We start from the raw sequence: 20,815 nt of genomic DNA, 5'->3' as shown, positions 1-20,815 counted from the left end.
AGGAAAGAGTAATAGTTACCGATATGCGGCTTAAGACAGATTTGGTGGGTCATGAGCGACGAATGAGCTGGATTCCCAATGCGCATCGCTGTGCAGCGGCCCTCATTGCGATCGTGATCGCGATCGCAACGGCGTGGTGCACAGGCTACGCTCGCGCGCGAGATCGGCGGGCCGAGGAAGTCTTGACCTCCTGCAGACCGGACGTGATGCGCTTCTGTAACCGCTTTACAGGGCGTGGCGATGCGGACGTGGCCATGTTTTGTCTTAGGGACAATTTCAAGAACTTGCGCGGAGAATGCCGCCGCAGGATGCCAATCGCGGCGGAGAGAAACGACCGACCGAGACGGCGTCTCAACAGGCTTCCGGTCGTCCTCCATCGAGAGTGAGGCGTCCGAGCGGCAGTCGCAGAAATCGAGCGACAGTTAGGTGTTCCAGACTGACGGGAGCCGGAGTTTGGCCCTTGGCCGAAAGTCGATCGGGCTGAAGCATCAGCCTGCCGAGCCGCAGTTCATTTATCAGGGGCACTGAGCTCTGTGAATCGATTCGCCTCGATCAACGATCGATGTGCGCCCACGCGTGTTACGAGGTTGTAATGCGCTCCGAACTTCGATTTCGTACTGCAGCAGTTGCGCTTTATTCTGAGCTGCTGCCATTCGCTGACTTTGAGGCCGTCGTGAGATTGCCATCGGCCTAACTGGTCGGAAGGGGAATCTGCGTAAACTGCAGTGGTTGCGGCCGGACATTTGCAGAAATCCGTGCTGCTCATCATGGTATGGCGTTGTGCCCGGCAACCAAGTATTTTCCGGCAGCTGGCTAAATCGGCTACAACTGGCAAAAGATCGCCGGTATCCTCGCGTTGGATGTTTCTTCAATAGCGGTCTTCCTCAGATTTCTCAGCTGGGAATTAGCCTGGTCTTGACTGGCGGGCTCAAGGTACAGATACAGCTAGGAAGCCTCTTAGCCGCCCATCGACTTCCCGGAGGAACCGCTTGATGCCATTGCGGGGTTCTCGATGGGCGCTTCAGGGGAGTCGCTTCGTCCGATCGTGGTGCTCTTGGCCGAATACACTTTAGGGCTCAAAGTCAAAGGAAACGACGTCGACAAGAGCCGTTCAAAGGCAGAAAGCTGTTCAAGCAGACGCCTCTCAACGGCCTTGCGCTCTGCGTCAGGTAGGTCCCTTTTAAGGAATCGACGGCAGCGCCAGACTTCGTTCCGCAGCCATCTGATCTCACTTAATGTATCATCAATTGAAGTCATCACAGATCTAGTTCACTTCGTCCCTGGGGTATCAAGCATATCTATCGTCACCGAGCGGCCATTCCTTGGCTCCGCATTCCTGCCGAATAGTTGATCCGAGAACTTGCGACCTCCCGCCTGTTCTTCGCGGTAGGCGGCGAGCAGTTGGATGTATGCAACTCTATCAATCAATATCACCCTACACCGCGCGTGTGACGAGAAATCGCGGCAGATCCTCGCGTTTTCACGGCGCCGCGGTCGTGTGCCTTGCACAATTCCAGCGCTCATTGATTGGTGCGCCAACACCGGAGAGCAGTTAAGCCCATGCCCGCCACGCAGACGGCTCAAGCAGGAGCTGGTAACACACAACGCATGTCCCCATGGTCGATGGCAGCGGAATATGCAAGCGTTTGACGGCTTTGTTGCCTGTTCAGGCGCTGGGCGCGACCTGACTTAGGCCAGCAGCTCGCGAGCCCGAACGTAGCGATGTCGACCTCTAGCGGCCCAAGCGGCATAAGGCGATGGCGGCTTCATTGCGAGCTCCGATGGTGGTCGGTCCCGCGCTGCTACGGCCATTCGCAGTCGCTTACCCGATGAATCATCGATGGGCCGAGGTGGACCTCATCAACATAATGGGAAAGCCGCGGTGGTGCGATTTTGAGGAAGGCGAGCCAGGCTGACTGCGATCCACGGCGCGCGCCAGCCAATCAAAGAAACGCACGCGCCGGGATTGGATCCAAGGTAAAATGTCGGCTGGACGCAGTGTCGAGCCAAATGAGCATTCCACAGACAATCATTGCTATCGACATCCGCTGTGCACGCCTCAGAAGACCGATTTATTAGCTTGAATCTCACGTTGCGACAGGTTGTCCGCTTGCTGATGCGTTGACGGCGCAACGCAAATGGAGACCGAGAGGACGGCCTGCTGATTGCTAGTTTTCTCGTTTTGCGGGCGATGGCCAGGAAAGCCATTTCCGTCGTCACACGGGGCGCCGGGCCAGCCATTGCCCCTACACTGATCAGTTGGAGTCGCCAGATCGCAATGATGGAATGATGCAGGCAGCAGAAATATGGTTGACCACAGCCGTAGGCGCTTTTAACGCAACAGCGAAAGCGCGCTGGCTAAACAGCCCGCGCTCGCAAGCAGATACTCCAACGGAATAGCCGGTCACTCCGGCCAGAGGCGATGACCCGCAGCACTGATGCCGCGCAGAACGCTGCGGTGAAAGCTCGGAAGGCCTTATGTCCTTTCAAACCACCCTCACGAGGGCGCTAGGCGAAATCGATTGCGCCGGCGACATCGTTAAATGCTCAACAGTGGTGGTCACGCGCAACAAGCAACTGCGCACCGTCGACCTTTCGATGTTCCGGAAAGGGGCGGCGGTTGAGTTTCAATCTAGATTTCTGGAGTTTCGAGGAAAGCATCCGCGTCGGAAGATCGTGGGCTACGCCACGACATGCAATGCGTTGAGCCGAAAGGCCGGAGGCTAGGCCGGCCAGGACGTTTGCCAGAGAATAGCTTCTCGAGTGTCGCATCTTGACGGCGTTCTGATTGGGAAGGTCGGAATTAGGGCCCCTTCCATATTTGTACCATCATTCGGTCGGCACACTCCAAAAGAGCGGAATGCCGCTGTGGAGCTATCAGAATCGTGCAACTCACGCAATCTGAAGCCGTGCGCGTGTGCTGAGGATAAGCGGTCCGAGCAGGTGAGGTAAACGACCATCTCTCGAAAGCAGAGTTCAACGGGCATGAAGCTGCGATGTTGAAGATGACTGTCCGTCGCAGCGACACTCTATGCGATGTGGTCGCCAAAGGAACTGAACAAAAAATCAGAAGGACTAGGTCTTGAGCCAGGCGGAGAATGACGTCGTCGAGCACATGCTCTCGTCATTGACGACCAGCGTGTTGCAGAATCGTATCGCACCCTCCGAGGAGCAGGTGATGCATCATTTTGGGGTAGCCTGCGAGAGAGTGGGGCTGATTGCGACCGAGGAGATAGCAATACGTATACTGAAACGAGTTTCATGCGAGATCAACAAGTCTCAGTCGATGCTCAAGTTCATTGATCGCGGCGCCGCTCGATTACACTGAGCTCGACATATAAACTCTGTCGCATCAGTGCAGATACAGCCGTCCGGTCATTCAGTCGAACGTGCACGGATCAAGAGCGTCTCATGGGCGCTTGCCTGTCGAGGTCTGCGACGGTAAGCCGAGGGGGATGGCCGGTTCACGTGGCCGATGTCAAAAACGCAAGGAACTCGTCATCGGAGAATTTAACGGGCCCGTGTTGTTAGCATTTGAGTGCGCGCGGGTCTCGTAGCCAAGGGCGAGCGGCGTTAGGCGCGATGGGCTGCAAGCTTTTAAGCTCAGCTATAACACAAGCGTTTGAACGCGGGGAGAAGTGGGGCCGCCTCGCCGCAAGCGACAGCAAAGTTGCCGGCGCAAGCGCGCCGCTGCCGGCGTGCCGGCGCCCGGCATCAGTCGGCCCAGCTCGAATTCATTCGCCTGCGGGGCGCTGAGCCTAAGGTTGAGAAATTGATGGGGACCATTCGCCATTTTGTCGCTCCGCGGTCCGTCAGCTTATCGACAGCTAGCTCTCGTATCATGAACGTCGCTACTCGCTTGCAGGCTCGGCTCAATGGGCACAGATCTGGCAGGCGAGACCAGGGTGGACCTCAACATCAACCGATCCAGGAGGCGAGACTTCGCCCGGGTTCGCTGCACCGTCTGCAGTTCCTCGGTGTCGCAGCAGCGTATTCGCGCCAGTCGTGCGTGACGGCCCCGCTCTGTGATCGCAGCTCATTGCAGTTAGCCGGTGGAGCGCCATCCATGGTTGGGGATTACCGGTTCTAAGATGCGCCGCCCCGGCGAGTTCGCTTAATTTTTGCTACCGAAAAGACGACATCGATGAATGCAGAACAGCTCGGCCCTGGTACTCCTTCCGCAACTTCCAATTCGGAAAGCTCCGAACTGGGCTCTGCGGGCGCATCGCAATGGGGAGAGGCCTTGACGGACGTGCAGGCGTCCGCTGCCGAGGCCACTGCCTGGCAGGAGGAGGTGTTGACGGATTGGGCTGCCGAAGACGGGCAGGGGCAAAATGAGGATCGGCAACAGGCGGTCAGTCGAACGAGGGCTTGGCGGCGCGCGGGTGATATCAACGAGCTGCTAGATCTGTCGTCTCTGTCCCTGACCGCCTTGTCTGCGCCCATTCTGGCCGGGGTGCGCCGCCTGAATGTCGATGACAATCAGCTCAACAGCCTGCCCGAACGCCTACCAGCAACGCTTCAGGAGTTGGACGCCCGCGGTAACCGCCTGACCCAACTGCCCGGGCTTCCAGCAGGGCTCCAGCGTCTGAACGTCGAGTACAATCAGCTGACGGACCTGCCCGAACCTCTTCCCGGCGAGCTCGAATGGCTCAGCGCCAGCCACAACCGGCTGACCAGCCTGCCTGAGACGGTCCCGCCCCAGCTGATATGGCTCGGCGCCAGCAACAACTATCTGACCAACGTACCCGAGACCCTGCTGACGCAGCTAAGCAGTGACTCGAGCGTTGATCTGGAGAATAATCCGCTCGCCGAGCGGGTGCAGGCCGGCTTGGCAACGGCGATGCATGCCGGAGACTATGCCGGCCCTCAGGTTTTCTTCTCAACCGCGGATGGACCGGTGGAAGTTCAGCCGCGGTCCCTGCAAGAGGTTGCCGCGGACTGGCTCGAGGGCGAGCCCACGGCAATGGCCACTTGGCAGCACTTCGCCCATGAACCGGGGGCCGCGGACTATGCACGCTTCCTCGACAGGCTCCGGGGCACGGTGAACTATGGCAACGAGGCGTTCCGCCAAGCGGTCGCCGAAGATTTGCGGCAGGCAGCCGTCAGGCCGCATTTGCGCGAGGAGTATTTCGAGTTGGCTTCGGGAGCGAATGCGAGCTGCGAAGATCGCATTACTTTGGCCTGGAACGGCATGCAGACTGCACGCCTGAACGCTGATGTCGAGGACGGCGTCTATGATGGGCGACTGGGCGAACTGCTCCAGCACGGCCGCGTCATGTTTCGCTTGGAAGCTCTGGACGGAATCGCGCGCGAGAGGGTCAACTCGCTTCGTCGTGCCTATCCCGACGTCGATGAGATCGAGGTCTACCTTGCCTATCAGACCCAGCTGCGGGACGCGCTGGAGCTGCGGCACATCGCTCCCGACATGCGCTTCATGAACGTCTCTCACGTGAGCGAGGACGATGTGGCCAGGGCCGAGGCATCGGTGCGGAACCAGGAAGCCGCGGAATTTCCGGACTATTTAGCAGCGCGCTGGCAACCATGGGAAAGCGTGGTGAGGCGCATCGCACCCGAAGACTATGCTGAAATGCAGGAGCGCCTCGTCGACGCGATGGGCGTACAGTTTCAAACCCGCTTGGATGAGCGACTGGCCGAGCATGGTCTGACAGGCGATGCCGATGCCGAGCGGGTGCTCGGTGCCCAGATACGCAACGAGATCGCCCGCGAGATCAAAAGCGCGGTCATGCACCAGGTGCTCGGGAAACTCGGCATTGAGCTAAGAGCGCCCTCCGACGCAAGGGCCCGTCGATCTGCCTAGTCGTCCGTTAAGAAGGCGAATTGAGCGCGGCGCGACAGCCGAACGTGCGCCATAGCTGGAGCAGGATGAGGCACAAGAGTTCTCTGAGCCAGGCGAGGATGCGGCGGAAGTTGTGGCCCACGGCTGAGAGGATGACGTTAGCCGCATCGCCGGCGCGGCCTTTGAGGTAGCAGCGGCCGAGGTGACCATCGGCCTTCAGGTGTCCGATGATGGGTTCGATGGCGGAGCGGCGGCGCAGCTCGCGCTTGATGACACCGAAGACGCCGCGCTTCTGGCCGGAGATGAAGATCCGTCGGGGATTTTGTGCGTCGTGGCCGCGGTATCCCTTGTCGACATAGGCCCGCTCGATCGCGCAGCCGGTGAGTGTCTCGGTGCGGTCGATGACGTCCCGCAAGGTGTGACCGTCGTACGGGTTATCGGGTAGCGCCCTGGCGTGCAGCACGAACAGGCCCCCGGGAGAACGGCGGTTGTTGGTGACGATGGAGGCTTTGACGCCGAACTCGTAAGGCGCGGCTGCTTTGCCCTTGCCGATGCACTCCATCTCCGGGGCGTGGAAGGAATAAAGCTTGAAGCCGCGCTGGCGCTGCTGCTGCGAGCGGATCTGCGAGGCCCGGCTGAGCGGGAGGGCGAACGTGTTCTCAAGCACAGCCTGACCTTCGATCTTGCGGCGGATATCGCGGATGATCCGGCCCAGTCGGCTGCGCAGGATGCGCAACTGCCGCTGATGCCGCTTGAATTGCTTGGCATGGCCGTAGCGTCCCGCCATCATTGTCGCGGTTTTGGCAATGCGCAGATAGGACTGCCGCAGCTTGACCCCGTGCTTCCTCGCCAGACGGTTGAGCCCCTTGATCGCCGCGTGCAAGAGCTTGGCATCGGTCGGGAAGGTGATCGCCTTCGGCTGCACAGTGGTATCGACTGTGACCCGCTTGATGTCCTGGCTGCGTAACGCGCCGGCCTCGTGTGCCACCCGCAAGCTCTCGGCCAGCAACAGCTCCAGCTTGTCGCCGAGCCGCTTGCGCCAGTGGCTCAGGTCCGAGCGCTCGTGCGGGAATGCGTGCTGGAAGAACTCTTCGCCGGTGAAGTACTGGAAATATGGGGCGTGGACCCAGCGCTCGCACACCCCCTCATCGGACAGCCCGTAAATGTGCTTGAGCAGCAACAGCCCGATCATGAAGCGGCTCGCGATCCCGGGCCGACCATTCTCGCTATAGAGCGGCGCGATCTCGCCGTCGATCCAGTCCCAATCGACCTTGCCGGCGAGCTGAACCAGCTCGTGCTTCATATTGATGATTTGGTCCAGCCTGGCCCGGAACAGATCGCCCGATCCCGTCGTCCTGTGCTCCTTCGGTCGCATCGCCACCTCCGATGCGATGACGGAATCATGGTTGGCGATTCGACGGAATCCCGAAAATGAAATTGCAAGGTTCCGACGCCCGAAGCATCAAACCCCTGCAAACGCAAAACAGTCCACAACGACAAATGCGATTCTAGCTCAATCGGAGCCACTCTTCACGGACGACTGCCTAGCTGCTCACAAGGTCAAGACAGTCATCGATCCTTTCGAGGACGGGCGTGTCTACTTGCGGCATCCGGCGAATGAGCTGACGTCAATTACCGGTCGCGCGGTCCGTGCGGACGATCACGGTAAAGATGCGCGATCCAAGCGAAGAGTCGTATACCGCAATTCATGCGTTCGCGTTGCGAACGCCATTGAAGTCATTGGTCAACGACCACTCATAGGCCGGACGAATAGATGGCGAGCAGACCGAAATCTCAAGTGGTCCTTGTGAAACGTAGGCTATCGATATCCGTCCCCCGCGATCGATAGGACCCTCGCAGCATCACACTCAAGTCCAGATCGCGAAACATGCTGTAATTCCGTCGGATCCATTGATGCAGCTCGGTGGACCAGTCCTTCTCGTTGCGCAGATATCCCGTGAAGGAAAAGCCAAGACGGTCTATATATCTCTTGAGGAACAGCGGAAGTGCGGGAATCCGAATCACCCGCTCGCCATCCATCGGATCAGGTAATCCGCCGCGCAGCACGAATTCATTGTGGACGGTGACCAGCGACGCCGGCGGAATTCGCCGGCGCAGCATTTCATAACCGCGAAAGGAGATACGGTCTGCGCCCGCGACGTAGAGGATGATAGGGGCGACATAGCAGCGCGCCGTCTCCTTCATGAAGCCAATCTCCTCGCACATCTTGAAGAATTCGTCGAAGGCGTGAAATCCGAGATCAATCACCTTGGGTACCCGATCGTGGATGATAAGAGGGTCCATCAGCTGCATCTTGCCGTAAGTGTCGATCACATCCGCGGTTTCCGTGATGTTGGGGAGGTAGTCGAGCAACGATGGCTCTTTCAAGTTGACATCAAACGACAGCGCTGTGCCGTTTTTCAGCAGCAAGAACTCGCTCATCGCCCGAGCGATGAGGGTTTTACCGACCTGCGGGCTAGGAGAGCAGATAATGTAGATTGGGGTCGCTAACATAGCCAGCAGATCAATTTCGTTTCGTACGTGGGCCCGGCCTGAGCTCGCCGAATATGCGATTACTTCTCGCCGGCACGGGTGGCGGACTTGGCGCCGGCCAATTCCGTCAAGTTGATGCGATCAAATTCGTTCCAGACATTTGCCAGCCAGTGCCGGACATAGCCGCGCAGCACGAAGGAGTTGTTCGCAGGTTCATCGTTCCGCCCCTTGTTTGCGACGAAGTCTATGAATGGGACGGATGCGACTTCCACCTGCTCATAGGCCATCTCGTTAAGCTTCGGTATGACCAACTCGGTCGCATGTTTGATGCGGTGAAAATAGGAATTGTATGTCGCTTGATCCCACTGGAAGAATTGAGTGTCGTTGATGAAGTTCTTGACTAGGTAGTACTTCGCGCCGCTCATAAAGGTCGCGGTTTCCGCGATCTCGTCTAGCGAGGCGATGGACGATCCCAGGATATGGAACACGGCGAATGTTATCTGGCCAGACCGCGCCGAGTCCAGAAATCCGATGTCGCGCAAGGAAGCCAGCGCAGAGGACAGTAAGCCTGCGCGAGCATCGATGACAGTGACGGACAGCCCTGAGTTCAGGGTATCGAAGATCTTCATCTGGTCCGCCGTCGTCGTCATGTCGACGATCTCGGTGATCTCGGGATAAAAGCGCTTCAGCGTTCCCCGCGGCGACTCCGTGTCAAATGCGCGTGTTTGCACGTTGTTGACGCTGAAGTAGTCCAGTAGCGTTCGTGATACGGTCGTCTTGCCGACACCTCCCTTGTCCGCACCGACCACAATTACAACTGGCTTCACCATGGAAATCTCCTGAGACACTCGCTATCGCGGCGCGCAAAGTACGCAACCGGCGCGTCTCTGCTTTGGGTGCGAACATGGCAGAAAGAAGGGGCAATGAACCTTCGATGCGAGAGCTCTGCAACCGATGAACGTTTTCAACATCAAGCGAGTGACGTCCTTGGATCGCAACGACGATGCAGGCCGAAAATGGAGAGTAAATCACTTGTACTGGTGATCTACGTGAGGTTTGTAAACGGCTGGAATGCGCGTCACCAAGTATCAACGGCTGCCTGTGGTGATCGTGGCGATTGCCATAGGATATCTATCGCTGCTGCTATGATTGGCATGAAGCGGCCGAATCTTACGTAGCGTCAGATTGCGAGCTCGGTGGAAGCGCAATCGAGGCGGTGCTACGCGGTCCAACTATGACTTGGCAGATCATCAAAGGTATGCTGGATCAGATCGTCGTCTTTTCGGCAGACAGCGAAGTGGCTGGTCAATCACTGAGAGATGACCCTGAACGACCGAACTCTCACTCTGCTGAAGAATATCGAGATATGCGAGCGCTGATGCTGACGCAAACAGCAAGCATGCATCTGTTCGCGCCGAGGCGAGGTATCGTGTCATGGGAACAGGATCGAAGGGTGCACGGGGCTCGCCGGCCGATGGCGGTGACGAAGCGATATCGAGGACGCTTCGTCAAAAGAAAGTCGGCGTCGAGCGACCGGGACGATCTTTGTCTTGGGCACAGATTTCGCCGATGAGGCTACGTGCAGGTCGAGAAGAATCTGCAGGGAATGAACGATGGCCTGGCGCGTGCGCGCTCTCGCTGGGGGGTGCGGCAGACGGTGTACATTACACTTTTGAAGCGCCCACTCTGACCACCTTTTTGATTTGCTAGGCAAGCCCGCCGGTGCGAGATGCGCGTCCAGTTCTCGTTTCTTCTGGTCGGTCGCGCTTTAGATAATTGGTCTGCATATTCGGCCTGGGCGTAAAGCCACGTCATGCTCACCTTCATATCCTTCATGGGGCAACCACCGAAGCTTTGTTAGGCCCCTAGAGCTCTAGGCGGCATCGATCCCGCTGGCGCCACGGTACGCACGCCAGCCGACCAGGGTAACGCAACTCGAGCACAACTGAATGCGATCAAGGCGGATGCTTACTGCAACAATCGAGGGAGGGGTGGAAAACAGGAAGTATCGACCTCATTGCTGCCGCCGAAGGCCGCGGAAAGTAGCGATCCCCTGCCGCCGCGAAGAGCTCCGATCCGGCGATCGCTGGTCAGGCCGGAAATGAAAAGAAATTAAGAACAAGCTATTTGGTAAGCGGTTATCTCCACGTCTGTGCCATTCCTCCAATGGCACGACCACAGTGAAAGCTCTGCCTCAGCGTAGCCCCCGCCGAGGCCGTCTTGCTTGGTGATGGCTCTATTTTTGCATTTCGCTACGCTGAAGACTTCACGCCGGACTGCCGCCTTGTTTGGCAAAGCGATTGAGCAAAAGCGGCACTCGAGCGGCCGCATGGTAACTGCCCGATGATCGAATATCTCCGCGAGCTAAAGGCGGGGGCTAGACACTCTGCGCGCAACAGGGAGGCGCTTGCTAAGCGCCTGGGCTGCTAGAAAGTCAATTCGGTGGCGCCGTCGGGGCGGCGCCTAGCTGCTCGGCGCCTGGCGGGGGTGTTGTCCCCGCTGGCATGGTGTTCGGCCGCGCTGCGTCCTTTGGGGAGCGGCCGACGATAATTGTGAGCAGACCCCCGCCCCACAGCCGCTGCGCTGCTCTCTTGGCGTCCTCCAAACGTCACCAAATCGACCATGGTGTTGTGCTTTTCGAAATAGTCGATGGGCAGCTTGTCAAGCTGACGCTGCAGCAGCGTTCGTGCCAGCTTTGATGATGTGTTGAGAGCCAGCGCTTGCGAGCCCTTCAGGTAGGACTTTGCATCATCGAGCTCCTGCTGAGTCGGTCCTTCCTCGGCGACGTGGCGGACCTGCTTCTCGATTTCTTCGACCGTTTCGTCGGCACGATCGGCGCAGGTGGCGCTATTGCCGAGAAACATGGCTGAATGATCCAGCGGACCAGGTTCTCACGGATCGAATAGACCAGTCCGCGCTTCTCGCGGACTTCGCGGAACAGGCGCGAAGTCAGGCCGGCGCCGCTGGGGACGTCGCCTCCGAGGAAATCCGCTCGATGGTCAAGGAGAGGTTTGGCGCGCCAACCATCAGGTGAACGGCTCGCTGAGCAGATGGTGGCGGCGGCGACAATGCGCACGACGCGTCAGGACAACTTGGCGTCAACTGATAGAATGGTAAACTTGCAGAAAAGGTGGATTGATCGGCGATGTGACGCCGGTGCAACTTTCGCCAGGCTCGCTGCACACATCTCGCTCTACACGATGAGTGGCTTGGCAATATTTCTCATGGTCGCGAGGCGGGAGTCGGCGAGCAACTCCTTGGAGTAAACTGCGCCGAAATAGTCCAGCAGGAAGGTGCCAGAATAGCGTAGATTATCCGACGCGCGGATTAGGTTATCGAGAATTGTGGCGGCTTGGTCGATGCGGTCGCGATAGCGTGCGCGGATAACGTTAACCGCGTTCATCGAGTGGACCGCCTCGTCGGCAATAACCTCCCGCAGCCAATGATGGAACGTGTTGTTCCCAAGGGCATCATAAAATGGCTTTTCTGCTGCATAGGCGCGGCAAGTGCACATCTCATCAAACGCGATTATAACCATTAAGGAGAATTCGTCCTTCAGGTGTTCAACGATCGCACCAAAATCATGCGTGCGGGCGTCCAATCTCGCCCGAAGATCCTTTTCCGACCCGTTAGCGACAAGTTCAATGATTCGGATGAATCCGTCGGTGTGGCGCCGTTCGTCAATCGCCCAAGCGTTGAAGAATGCCGCAGCTTCATCGGAAGCAATAAGATTTCGCGCCACTAATTCTTGTTTCAGATACCGGGCGTCATCTTCTGTGTACAGATCTGGCCACAATTTGTCCCAACGTGCGCGGACAGCCGACGGCTCGGCGGCGAACATCGCTGGCGTAAGAGCATCGAATAATTCTTTTGGACTCCAGTTCCGTCGAAACGGCGTGATCATCAGTGCCCCTAATCGCGTACCGTCCGAGCGCTCCGGCGCAACATTTGTCATCTGTTGTCAGCCGTACGCTCGCACGGCATATGCTACAAACAAACAAGAGAGCCGTCGTCTCCTTGTTTTGGTAGGCTGATGGCCAGAGGCCTTTCGGCTGGCTGACGCGTCCGCTTGAATGGCGCAGTAGCCTTTCGTGATGCACACGGCCGCAAAAACCGGGGACACTCGTCATTGCTAGTCGCCGGTGCAACACGGCCTCACCTGACTCTGGCGGCGCCGCCATGCTGACAGGCACCATAGTTTCAGCAGATCCACGACGCCGCCTGTTGAGGGGGAGGACTGCGGCACGTTTTGAAGCACAATGAGCGGCACACGTGGCATCGGATGGGAGGCCGGGGCGTCAATCGGATGTGGACCAAGGGGTGGTTAGTCTACGTCCCAGGAGATCCCGGCCGTTAGCCTCGTTCGCATAGTCTTTCTTATTTTTCGGAACTTGCGGCGATACTACTTGAGATGAGCATCGATGAGTATCTCTGGCCTTCTTCGATTTCGCTTAATGAATCCCTGTGCACTCCCGCCGTGCAAGCGCACTGCTAGAGCGTTAGCCGATCAAGTTGCGAGTAGCCTGCGACGGCGAAGTAGTTTGTGGATTCTGCGGGCGTATAGGTATCGATGATGCGCCCAACAGCATCCCAGAGGCCGCCGACGGTGCGTTCGGCGGCCTCTCGCAAATTTGCTGTGAGCTTGGCGAAGGCATTTTCGATTGGGATTGAGGTCGGGACTGTACGGGCGGAAGAAAGAGAAGCGTAGCGCCGGCCGCCGCGAGCACCTCCCGTATGCGCGGCCCTTTGTGGCTGGAGAGGTTGATGGGGTGGACGCCCCCTCACGCCATCGCTGTGCCAAAGTGGTGTCGTTGACCATCACTTGAACGGAGGCGTCCATGTCGGAAGTTAGCATAATCGGGTTGGATCTGGCGAAGAATGTGTTCCAGATGCACGGCGCGGATGCATCGGGAACCGTACTTTTCCGCAAGAAGCTGCGCCGGGACCAGGTGCTCAAATTTCTTGCCGCGCAGCCGATTTGCACGGTCGCCATGGAAGCCTGCGCCAGCAGCCATTACTGGGCGCGCGAGATCGGAAAATTGGGGCATGCGGTGCGACTCATCGCGCCAGACTATGTAAAGCCTTTCGTGAAACGGCAGAAGAATGATGCCGCCGATGCGGAAGCGATCTGCGAAGCCGTCCAGCGGCCGACGATGCGTTTCGTGGCGTGAAGAGCGAAGAGCAGCAGGCGGCGGCCGTTGTGTTTCGCGCCCGCGACCTCCTGGTGCGTCAGCGCACCCAAACCATCAATGCGACCCGCGGCCATCTGGCCGAATTTGGGATGGTGGTTGCGCAAGGCCCCTTTCATGTTGCCAAACCTATGTCCGCGATCGACGACCGACATTCCTGAGTTGGCCAGAGCGATCCTGCGGCTACTCGCCGAGCAGTTGCGATCACTGGGCGAGAGGGTGGCGCTGCTCGACCGATAGCTCGCCCGACGCGCCAAGGAGGATGTCGAAGCGAAGCGGCTGATGACAATCCCAGGAATCGGGCCGATCACGGCGACGGCGCTCTTTGCCCTGGCACCGACGGCGCAGGCCTTCAAGAGGGGACGCGACTTTGCGGCCTGGCTGGGGCTCACCCCGCTGCAGCGCTCCACCGGCGGAAAGCAGAAGCTCGGCGAGACATCCCGCATGGGCGAACGAACCCTGCGCCGACTACTGATCATTGGCGCGAGCGCGGCCGTGCGCTGGGCAATGCGCAAAGGCTCGACAGCAAATCCTTGGCTTGCGCGCATGCTTGCCCGCAAGCCGCCCATGCTGGTGATCGTCGCCCTCGCCAACAAGACCGCGCGCATCGTCTAGGCATTGTTGGCGAGAGGCGGAACTTATCGGGTTCCGGCTGCGGCGAAGTAGCTCCGCGGCAGGGACCGTGAGAGTGTGAGAAGGTCAACCGGAGAGTATGGCGCAACGGTTAACGAGACGGGATCGGGAAAACCAGATCATGGATACGCGCCTCGAGCACGCGAGGCTGAATTGGACCAGTTGGGCGTCTGGCGGAAGCATCGGGGATGAGCACCTTTTCGACATAGGTCTCAGAGGCATCGCGGTTGATCGGGCCATCGAGTACCCAGGGGGCGATGATGCCGCGGTTGGTAGAGCGGCTACGCAAGTTATTGTTTTCCAGTGGCCGTGAGGGACGCTGGCCCGCAGGCGTTCTCCGCGCGGGTCAGTCGGAGCGTTGCGGACGGCAAGGAGTTGACGGCAGAGGACGATTTTATCGTTGCGCCCGCCATTGGCGAGGAAGCCATAGTGGCGGATGCGATGGAAGCCGTCCGGCAGGGTGTGCAGGAGAAAGCGACGAATGAACTCACCGGCATTAAGGGTCATCACTTTGGCTTTACGATTCTGCCGAAAGTCCTTCCAGGCAAAGCTCACCTTGTCGTCGGCAAGCGAGATCAGCCGACTGTTGGCGATGGCGACGCGATGCGTATAGCGGCTGAGACAAGCCAGCACCTGTTCGGGCCCGCCGAATGGCGGCTTGGCGTAGACGACCCAGTCGGTCCGTCGAAGTTGGGCGAGGCGCTCGGCGAATGCGGCGGGATCGGCGAGATGGACGAGATCGCCAAAGAAACCCAGCTGACCAGCCGCGAAATCAGCTTGCAGCTCTTGCAGAAACAGGCGGCGGAACAGCCGGGAGAGGACGCGCACCGGCAGGAAGAAGCCGGGCCGGCAAGCGACCCAGTGTGTGCCGTCGAGTGAAGGTCCACCACCAGGTACGACGCAGTGGATATGCGGATGGTGTTGCAGGGGCTGACCCCAAGTATGGAGGACGGCGGTCACACCGAGCTGAGCGCCGAGATGCTTGGGGTCGGCCGCGATGGTGGTGAGCGTCTCGGCCGCGCAGCGGAACAGAATGGCATAGACCACCGCCTTGTTCTGGAAAGCAATCTCTCTGGCCGGCGCCGGCAAGGTGAAGACGACGTGGAAGTATGGCACGGGAAGGAGTTCGGCTTGTCGCTCGGCAGGCCATTGCGCGCGCGCCGAGCCCTGGCACTTCGGGCAATGCCGATTGCGACAGGAGTTGTAGGCGATGCGGGTGGCACCGCAGTCGTCGCATTGCTCGACGTGGCCGCCAAGCACAGCCGTCCGGCATGCCGTGATCGCGCCCATGACGCGCCGCTCGACGCGGCCCAGATGCCCGGCACGGGCTTGCCGAAATTGCTTCGCCGTAGCGGCGGAAGATATCTGCCACTTCCAGAACCGGAGCCATCAGGTCCGCTCAGCCGGGCGGCACGACCTCCAGGCGGAGCCGGTCAAGTGGACTTGGGGTATTGCTGATGGTCTTTGTGGCGACTTGGGTATAGCGCGCCGTGCTGGCCACACTGGCATGGCCGAGCAGCACCTGGATGATGCGTACGTCGGCCCCGTTCTCCAGCAGATGGGTCGCGAATGTGTGCCGAAGCGTATGCACTGTCACCGACTTGCTCAAGCCGGCCGCAGCACAGGCTGAGCGGCAGGCGGCGTGCAGCACATTTGGGACGAGCGGACGCTCGTCGTCGCGGCGGGGAAATAGCCATCGTTTTGGCCGAGTGAGCCGCCAATATGTCCGCAGAATCCTCAAAAGCTGCGGCGAGAGCATTACGTAACGGTCCTTGCCGCCCTTGCCGTGCTCGACCCGGATCAACATCCGTTGGCTGTCAATGTCGACAACCTTCAAGAGGACCACTTCCGATACGCGCAAGCCTGCGGCATAGACAGTGGTCAACGCGGTACGGCTCTTGAGGCTCGGGATTGCTTCCAGGAAGCGGACGACCTCGTCGGCGCTCAGCACGACCGGCAGTTTGCGCGGTTTACGCGCATAGGCGATGCGCTTCGGAACGGTGTCATGACCAAGCGTCACAGCGTAGAAGAACCGCAGTGCGCAGACGATCTGGTTCAGCGCCGGCCAAGACATCCCCGTCGCAACCAGATGAACCTGGAAGGCGCGGATATCCTCCAGGTCGAGGCGGTCGGGAGAACGACCGAAATACCGGCTCAACTTCGCTACGGCGTTGAGGTAGGATTGCTGCGTCGCCGGCGACAGATTGCGGACCGTCATGTCCTCGATCATGCGGCGGCGAAGCGGGCTGATCTCAGCCATCGGAAAACCTCCTGTCTAAAGGGTTGGGCTTCGAAAACCCGCAATCCTCTCAGACAGGAGGCAATCCTTGCTATGCCTCCCTACATGCCGCGCCAGCGGCTTCGTTCAATCCCCGACGATTCAGTCAGATGGCCTAACGCTCTAAATCAAGTAAACCGAGCCGCGGAAGGTTATGCGATTACCTACACGACCTGGTAGATCGCCTAGGGTTGCGAGATTAAGAGGATCTGTCTCTAAGCAGCATTTCGGTTGTCGACCGGCGAGGTAAACAACTGCTCAGTCTCGCTAGCGTCGATGAGACGGAGGAAGTCACAGTTGCGTGCCGTTTGCTGTTTATGGAGGCAAAGGGATGCCGACAAAGCATCGGCCCTCTTCGTCCTTCAAATCACCAATAAACGGATTACTCATTACTTCTGAGGATTCGAAGACAGGCCAGATCACAGTCGTCTGATTGAGATTGCAAGCCGAAACGTGCTTCGTTGCCGTTAGCTATTTCTACATTCCGCTATCCAACCAATAAACTGAGACAACGGGGTGCAGAAGCGCCCGGATGGAGCACTGCCGAGCCGGGTGGATGTGCGCCTTGTGGAAGACGTTCATTATCGGTCCCCCTCATGCCGACAAGATTCTGCCAACCATTCACGCCTTCCACTCCGACTGCTAACGGATCGAAAACGGTTTTCGAGCAAGTTCTTGCCCGGGATAGCAGGGGAGGAGATCCACACATGACCGGACTGGCCGTTATGGAAAACGTGCGCCGCTATCGCGCGATAGCTTCGTTGTGCCGTCAGTCCGCCGCATTTCGGCCAATCCAACGGGACTCATTACTAGTGCAAGCTGCGGAATGGGAGGAACGCGCGATCGCGGAGCTCGAGAGATACTTTAGTTCCTCGGCCGCATGTTTTCGTTAACGGCAGCGGGCGCTTCGCAGATTTACGATCGAACAATAAGTAAGGTTCACGAGGGAGAACGGTGGCCAGGTGATCCGGTTGCGCAAGCCAGCCGTCGTGAAATCATGTCGGCGTTGGCGCTACTGTCTTCAGCTGCGGCAAAGATACAAGCTGCCTGCTGGCGCATTTGGCATCTTTGTTTCTTGTTCCACTTGTTGCCCTGCTTGGCGGGATCAAGCGCCATCATCGAGTCGCTTACCTCAGCAAAACCAAACGCTGCTGCGCGAGCTTTCGCTGGGCGATTGGATGAGGACGAGCGGTTCGTCGCCATTGAGCCGGAGCTGACGTTCCAGGAGGATATCGCCTGGGTTGTTGGCCAACGGTGAGTGACGCTGAGATCTATCGTCGAGGTGCTTTCATCTCATCCAGCAAACTGAAGACTTTGAGATATCAACCCTGGCGGCTTGGAAATGAGCGAGTACGGCGGGGTTGCCATCGAAGATCGACCCGGAGGAAGAATTCGATAGCGCCGAATTCTTAGTAGAGACTATGTCCTGGAAACGTTTGGCCATCAGTTCAGTACGAGACATTGTTCGTGAGTCACCTCATTCATCCGTCGCGGATACACTTGGCGTGTGGTTGGGTTACTGATCCTGGTTATACATGTCGGTTTCATTGTACGAAATGATGTCGCTTCGCAGGATATTTACGTCTTGAGCCTCCACGGCGGCTAATAATCCGCTAGCTGTCGGTAAGCTGACAGACAGGCACTGAGCAGCTGCGATCGGCTCTTGTTCGTTGACTACCTCTAACGGTACGGTGCGTGCCGGCCATCCGCTTGCAGTTGTGGGTCCGGATTGCCGTTCTGCGTCGTCCCTTCAAGGGCGAGCGACAGCTTGAGATTGTTGCTCAACATCGGATTTTCTGGGTCAATTGCCAGAGCTTGGCGGTATAGCGTTTGCGCCTCGTGATGGCGGCCCTCGTGATCGAGCACAACACCTTTGGCATTCAGTGCGCGCAGGTCGCCGGGTGCTGCAAGCAAGATGTTGTCGAGCACCTCAAGCGCCTCATCAGGGCTTTCACGCATCAGCAGGCCCCGCGCAAGAGGAATTGCCGCATCGACATTGTCCGGTCGTTGCTTCAGCGCATCGCGCAAAGCCTTCTCGTCAGCATCCCTACCGAGGGCGTGTGAGATGCGATCGCGCATAGCTGGATCGACCTCCTTGGCCCCAACGAGCTCTGCCGTAGACGTCGGCTGCTGTGAAAGTCCCGACGTGTGCGAGTTAGCGCAACCCGCGAGCAGCACAATAGCAAGCATGGGGAGAAAGGCCGAGCACGAATGGCGACGAAAGTTACGCCAGCGCCGCAGAACATTAATCTTACATGAATTCATAAGCGACCTCACGACCCCACACCTGTGCTCGTCAGCCGGCCGCAGGCAGGAGGTCACGATGCCCGCCTGTAGGAGTCTTGTCCTTGCCAGGCGCAAGTTTGACGGAGCCAATCGGCTGGACGGTGAAATCCGAGGCGAGATCCTGATACGAGAGAACAGGTAGGTCTATTCCATTGCGGGTGAGAAATCCGCGGACGAAGCGGCGGATATCCATCGAGCCCAGGATAACTGGCTGGTTCTGACTGCGCGCGATGCTCGAATGAATCTGGCGAAATTGTGCAAGTAGCATCTCGCTTTGCCGATCCTCCAAAACGAGGTAGGGACCGACAGCGGTCTCGCGCACCGCACCTCGCACGATATCCTCGGTCTCACGCTCGACGATAAAGGCCGCCACAACACGATGGGCGTTGGCATAGCGGTGACAGATCTGCCGCTTCAGAACGGAGCGCACATATTCGGTGAGCAATACGGCACTTTGCTCCCGTTCGCTCCATTCTGCAAGCGCCTCCAGAACCAAACGGGTGTTCCGGATCGGGATGCCCTCGTCCAGCAAGCGACGTAGCACATCCGCGATGCGAGGGATCGGTGTCGTGCGCAGCACCTCCTTCACCAGATCGGCATATTCCTGCTCCATCCGGCTAAGCAACTGACGCGTTTCCTGAATGCCCACCAGGCGCTGAGCATAGCGTGTCAACGTCGACTGGACGCGCAAGGCGATGATTTCGCTCGGACGGTGGTGCCCTATTCCGGCAGCTTTGAGAGCGGGCGCGTGGCCTTGTTCGATCCAGATCCGATTCGTGTCTGGATCCTGCCAAAAGGGGATCCCGCTCAGTTCAATGTTCGCCACGTCGTCGTTAAGTAAGAGTTGTGTCGGGTCAATGGCGCCCTCTTCCACCGGCACTCCTTCGACATCCACCCGGAATTGCGATTGGGCGAGGTGCTGTGCGCTTTGGGCGGGAATGCGTGGAATTGTGATGCCAAGATCAGCTGAAACCAGTGCCGAAACCCGTGCGACGCACTGCTCGAGTTCCCCTATGTCGATTGCCTGCATCAGGCTCGGCGCTAGCAACAGCGTAATCGGAAGTGCCTCCGCGGGCACGGTTTGCTTCTGACCTTGTGCGGAAGCGGCGGCCGAACCGGTGGGACCGGCGCCGGCCTTGGGAGCGGTCTTGCCCTCTTGCACGCCAACCTTGAGAAAGCTGGCGGCGGAGAACAGCGCGGCCAGTATGACAAAGGGCGGCAAAGGGAAGCCAGGAACGAACCCCATCACAAGCAAGACACAGGAGGCCAAGCGTAGCGCTTGTGTGCTGGCCGTAAGTTGCTTGACGATATCGGCGCCGAGATTGAGTCTAGAAGGACCGTTGACACGAGTGACAATGGTTGCGGCTGTAATTGACAGCAGCAGGGCCGGAATCTGCGAAATGAGCGCATCACCGATCGTCAGGATGGTATAATGATGCATCGCCTCCTCGAGGGACATGCCCTTGGAGAGCGATCCGATCGTGATGCCACCCAGCATGTTGATGCAGATGACTATTAGTCCGGCTATGGCATCGCCCTTCACGAATTTCATAGCGCCATCCATCGCGCCGTGCAGTTGGCTTTCTCGCTCCAGCGCGCCGCGCCGGCTGCGGGCTTCGTGCTGATCGATATGGCCGTTGCGCAGCTCCGCGTCGATCGCCATCTGCTTGCCCGGCAGCGCATCGAGCGTGAAGCGCGCCGATACCTCCGCCACCCGTTCGGCGCCCTTGGCGAGAACCATGAACTGCACCATGGTCACGATCAGGAATATGACAATGCCGACGGCGATGTTGCCGGATATGACGAAATCGCCGAACGTATGAATGATGCTGCCGGCATCGCCCTCGGCTAGGATCAGTCGCGTCGTTGCAACGGTAAGAGCGAGACGAAAGACGGTGGAGATCAGGATGACGCCCGGCAGGGACGAAAAGTCGAGCGGCGTGTTGAGATACAGGGCTACCATCAACAGCAATATGGCAAACCCCAGATTGAAGCCGATCAGCATATCGATCACGACGATCGGGATCGGCATGATCATCATTCCGATCGCCAGAAGAAGCATCAACGCGACCATCAAATCCGGGTGAGCCGGCGCGCGCGTGATGAGATTTCGTAGAAGGTTGGCCATGAGAAGCC

10 protein-coding genes and 5 pseudogenes are annotated in these 20,815 nt (G+C 58.7%); 4 read left to right on the top strand and 11 right to left on the bottom strand.

Translation table 11 applies throughout. From position 1 onward, the window contains the following. Positions 1–3,082: 3,082 nt before the first annotated feature. Both I6F37_RS33610 and I6F37_RS33605 read left to right on the top strand, forming a co-directional pair. Positions 3,083–3,328: a hypothetical protein gene (locus I6F37_RS33610; protein ID WP_225129534.1), complete on the top strand. Its 246-nt coding sequence runs from the start codon at positions 3,083–3,085 to the stop codon at positions 3,326–3,328. Between the two features lie 924 nt (positions 3,329–4,252). Continuing rightward, complete coding sequence (locus I6F37_RS33605; protein WP_225129640.1) at positions 4,253–5,821, top strand: NEL-type E3 ubiquitin ligase domain-containing protein; 1,569 nt, start codon at positions 4,253–4,255, stop codon at positions 5,819–5,821. Between the two features lie 7 nt (positions 5,822–5,828). Here the strand turns inward: I6F37_RS33605 and I6F37_RS33600 are convergent, their stop codons facing one another. The 6 genes and pseudogenes from I6F37_RS33600 to I6F37_RS33575 form a co-directional block, all read right to left on the bottom strand. Then, the gene (locus I6F37_RS33600) at positions 5,829–7,175 is read right to left on the bottom strand and encodes an IS5 family transposase (protein ID WP_225129532.1); all 1,347 of its coding nucleotides are present in this window, start codon (positions 7,173–7,175) and stop codon (positions 5,829–5,831) included. Positions 7,176–7,594: 419 nt separating this feature from the next. Further along, positions 7,595–8,314: a hypothetical protein gene (locus tag I6F37_RS33595; RefSeq protein WP_225129530.1), complete on the bottom strand. Its 720-nt coding sequence runs from the start codon at positions 8,312–8,314 to the stop codon at positions 7,595–7,597. A 59-nt stretch (positions 8,315–8,373) separates the two neighbouring features. Beyond that, a complete protein-coding gene (locus I6F37_RS33590; protein WP_225129528.1) occupies positions 8,374–9,123 on the bottom strand; it encodes a hypothetical protein in 750 nt (249 codons plus the stop codon). Positions 9,124–10,727: 1,604 nt separating this feature from the next. Beyond that, positions 10,728–11,255 (bottom strand): annotated as a pseudogene (locus I6F37_RS33585) (M16 family metallopeptidase); the annotation flags it as partial. A gap of 231 nt (positions 11,256–11,486) precedes the next feature. Continuing rightward, positions 11,487–12,197, bottom strand: coding sequence for a hypothetical protein (locus tag I6F37_RS33580; RefSeq protein WP_225129526.1), 711 nt, complete (start codon positions 12,195–12,197; stop codon positions 11,487–11,489). Between the two features lie 587 nt (positions 12,198–12,784). After that, a pseudogene (locus I6F37_RS33575) lies at positions 12,785–13,059 on the bottom strand (IS630 family transposase); the annotation flags it as partial. Between the two features lie 72 nt (positions 13,060–13,131). Here I6F37_RS33575 and I6F37_RS33570 point away from each other — a divergent pair. Further along, positions 13,132–14,097 (top strand): annotated as a pseudogene (locus I6F37_RS33570) (IS110 family transposase). A gap of 199 nt (positions 14,098–14,296) precedes the next feature. Here I6F37_RS33570 and I6F37_RS33565 read toward each other — a convergent pair. The 3 genes and pseudogenes from I6F37_RS33565 to I6F37_RS33555 form a co-directional block, all read right to left on the bottom strand. After that, a pseudogene (locus I6F37_RS33565) lies at positions 14,297–14,457 on the bottom strand (IS630 family transposase); the annotation flags it as partial. A 69-nt stretch (positions 14,458–14,526) separates the two neighbouring features. Then, positions 14,527–15,508, bottom strand: a pseudogene (locus tag I6F37_RS33560) (IS91 family transposase); the annotation flags it as partial. A gap of 6 nt (positions 15,509–15,514) precedes the next feature. Beyond that, positions 15,515–16,375 (bottom strand): site-specific integrase, encoded by an 861-nt coding sequence (locus tag I6F37_RS33555; RefSeq protein ID WP_225129524.1) that lies wholly within the window; start codon positions 16,373–16,375, stop codon positions 15,515–15,517. A gap of 725 nt (positions 16,376–17,100) precedes the next feature. On the opposite strand from I6F37_RS33555, the gene I6F37_RS33550 reads away from it, so the two are divergent. Next, positions 17,101–17,286: a hypothetical protein gene (locus I6F37_RS33550; RefSeq protein ID WP_225129522.1), complete on the top strand. Its 186-nt coding sequence runs from the start codon at positions 17,101–17,103 to the stop codon at positions 17,284–17,286. Between the two features lie 787 nt (positions 17,287–18,073). Here I6F37_RS33550 and I6F37_RS33545 read toward each other — a convergent pair. Further along, entirely contained in the window at positions 18,074–18,472 is a 399-nt protein-coding gene (locus I6F37_RS33545; protein ID WP_225129520.1) for a tetratricopeptide repeat protein, read from the bottom strand. 217 nt (positions 18,473–18,689) lie between these two features. Then, positions 18,690–20,807, bottom strand: a complete 2,118-nt coding sequence (sctV, locus tag I6F37_RS33540) for a type III secretion system export apparatus subunit SctV (RefSeq protein WP_225129519.1) — start codon at positions 20,805–20,807, stop codon at positions 18,690–18,692. Positions 20,808–20,815: the final 8 nt, after the last annotated feature.

This window comes from Bradyrhizobium sp. NBAIM08 (genome assembly GCF_020193935.1).
Classification (GTDB): Bacteria; Pseudomonadota; Alphaproteobacteria; order Rhizobiales; family Xanthobacteraceae; genus Bradyrhizobium; species Bradyrhizobium yuanmingense.
The sequence above is the reverse complement of the archived record's forward strand: the minus strand, read 5'-3'. Positions and strand labels throughout refer to the sequence as shown.

Bases quoted from the DNA above. Each gene is read 5' to 3' on its own strand.
- sctV (WP_225129519.1), bottom strand. From the start codon at position 20,807: ATGGCCAACCTTCTACGAAATCTCATCACGCGCGCGCCGGCTCACCCG.
- I6F37_RS33595 (WP_225129530.1), bottom strand. From the start codon at position 8,314: ATGTTAGCGACCCCAATCTACATTATCTGCTCTCCTAGCCCGCAGGTC.
- I6F37_RS33545 (WP_225129520.1), bottom strand. From the start codon at position 18,472: ATGCGCGATCGCATCTCACACGCCCTCGGTAGGGATGCTGACGAGAAG.
- I6F37_RS33580 (WP_225129526.1), bottom strand. From the start codon at position 12,197: ATGATCACGCCGTTTCGACGGAACTGGAGTCCAAAAGAATTATTCGAT.
- I6F37_RS33555 (WP_225129524.1), bottom strand. From the start codon at position 16,375: ATGGCTGAGATCAGCCCGCTTCGCCGCCGCATGATCGAGGACATGACG.
- I6F37_RS33590 (WP_225129528.1), bottom strand. From the start codon at position 9,123: ATGGTGAAGCCAGTTGTAATTGTGGTCGGTGCGGACAAGGGAGGTGTC.
- I6F37_RS33550 (WP_225129522.1), top strand. From the start codon at position 17,101: ATGACCGGACTGGCCGTTATGGAAAACGTGCGCCGCTATCGCGCGATA.
- I6F37_RS33600 (WP_225129532.1), bottom strand. From the start codon at position 7,175: ATGCGACCGAAGGAGCACAGGACGACGGGATCGGGCGATCTGTTCCGG.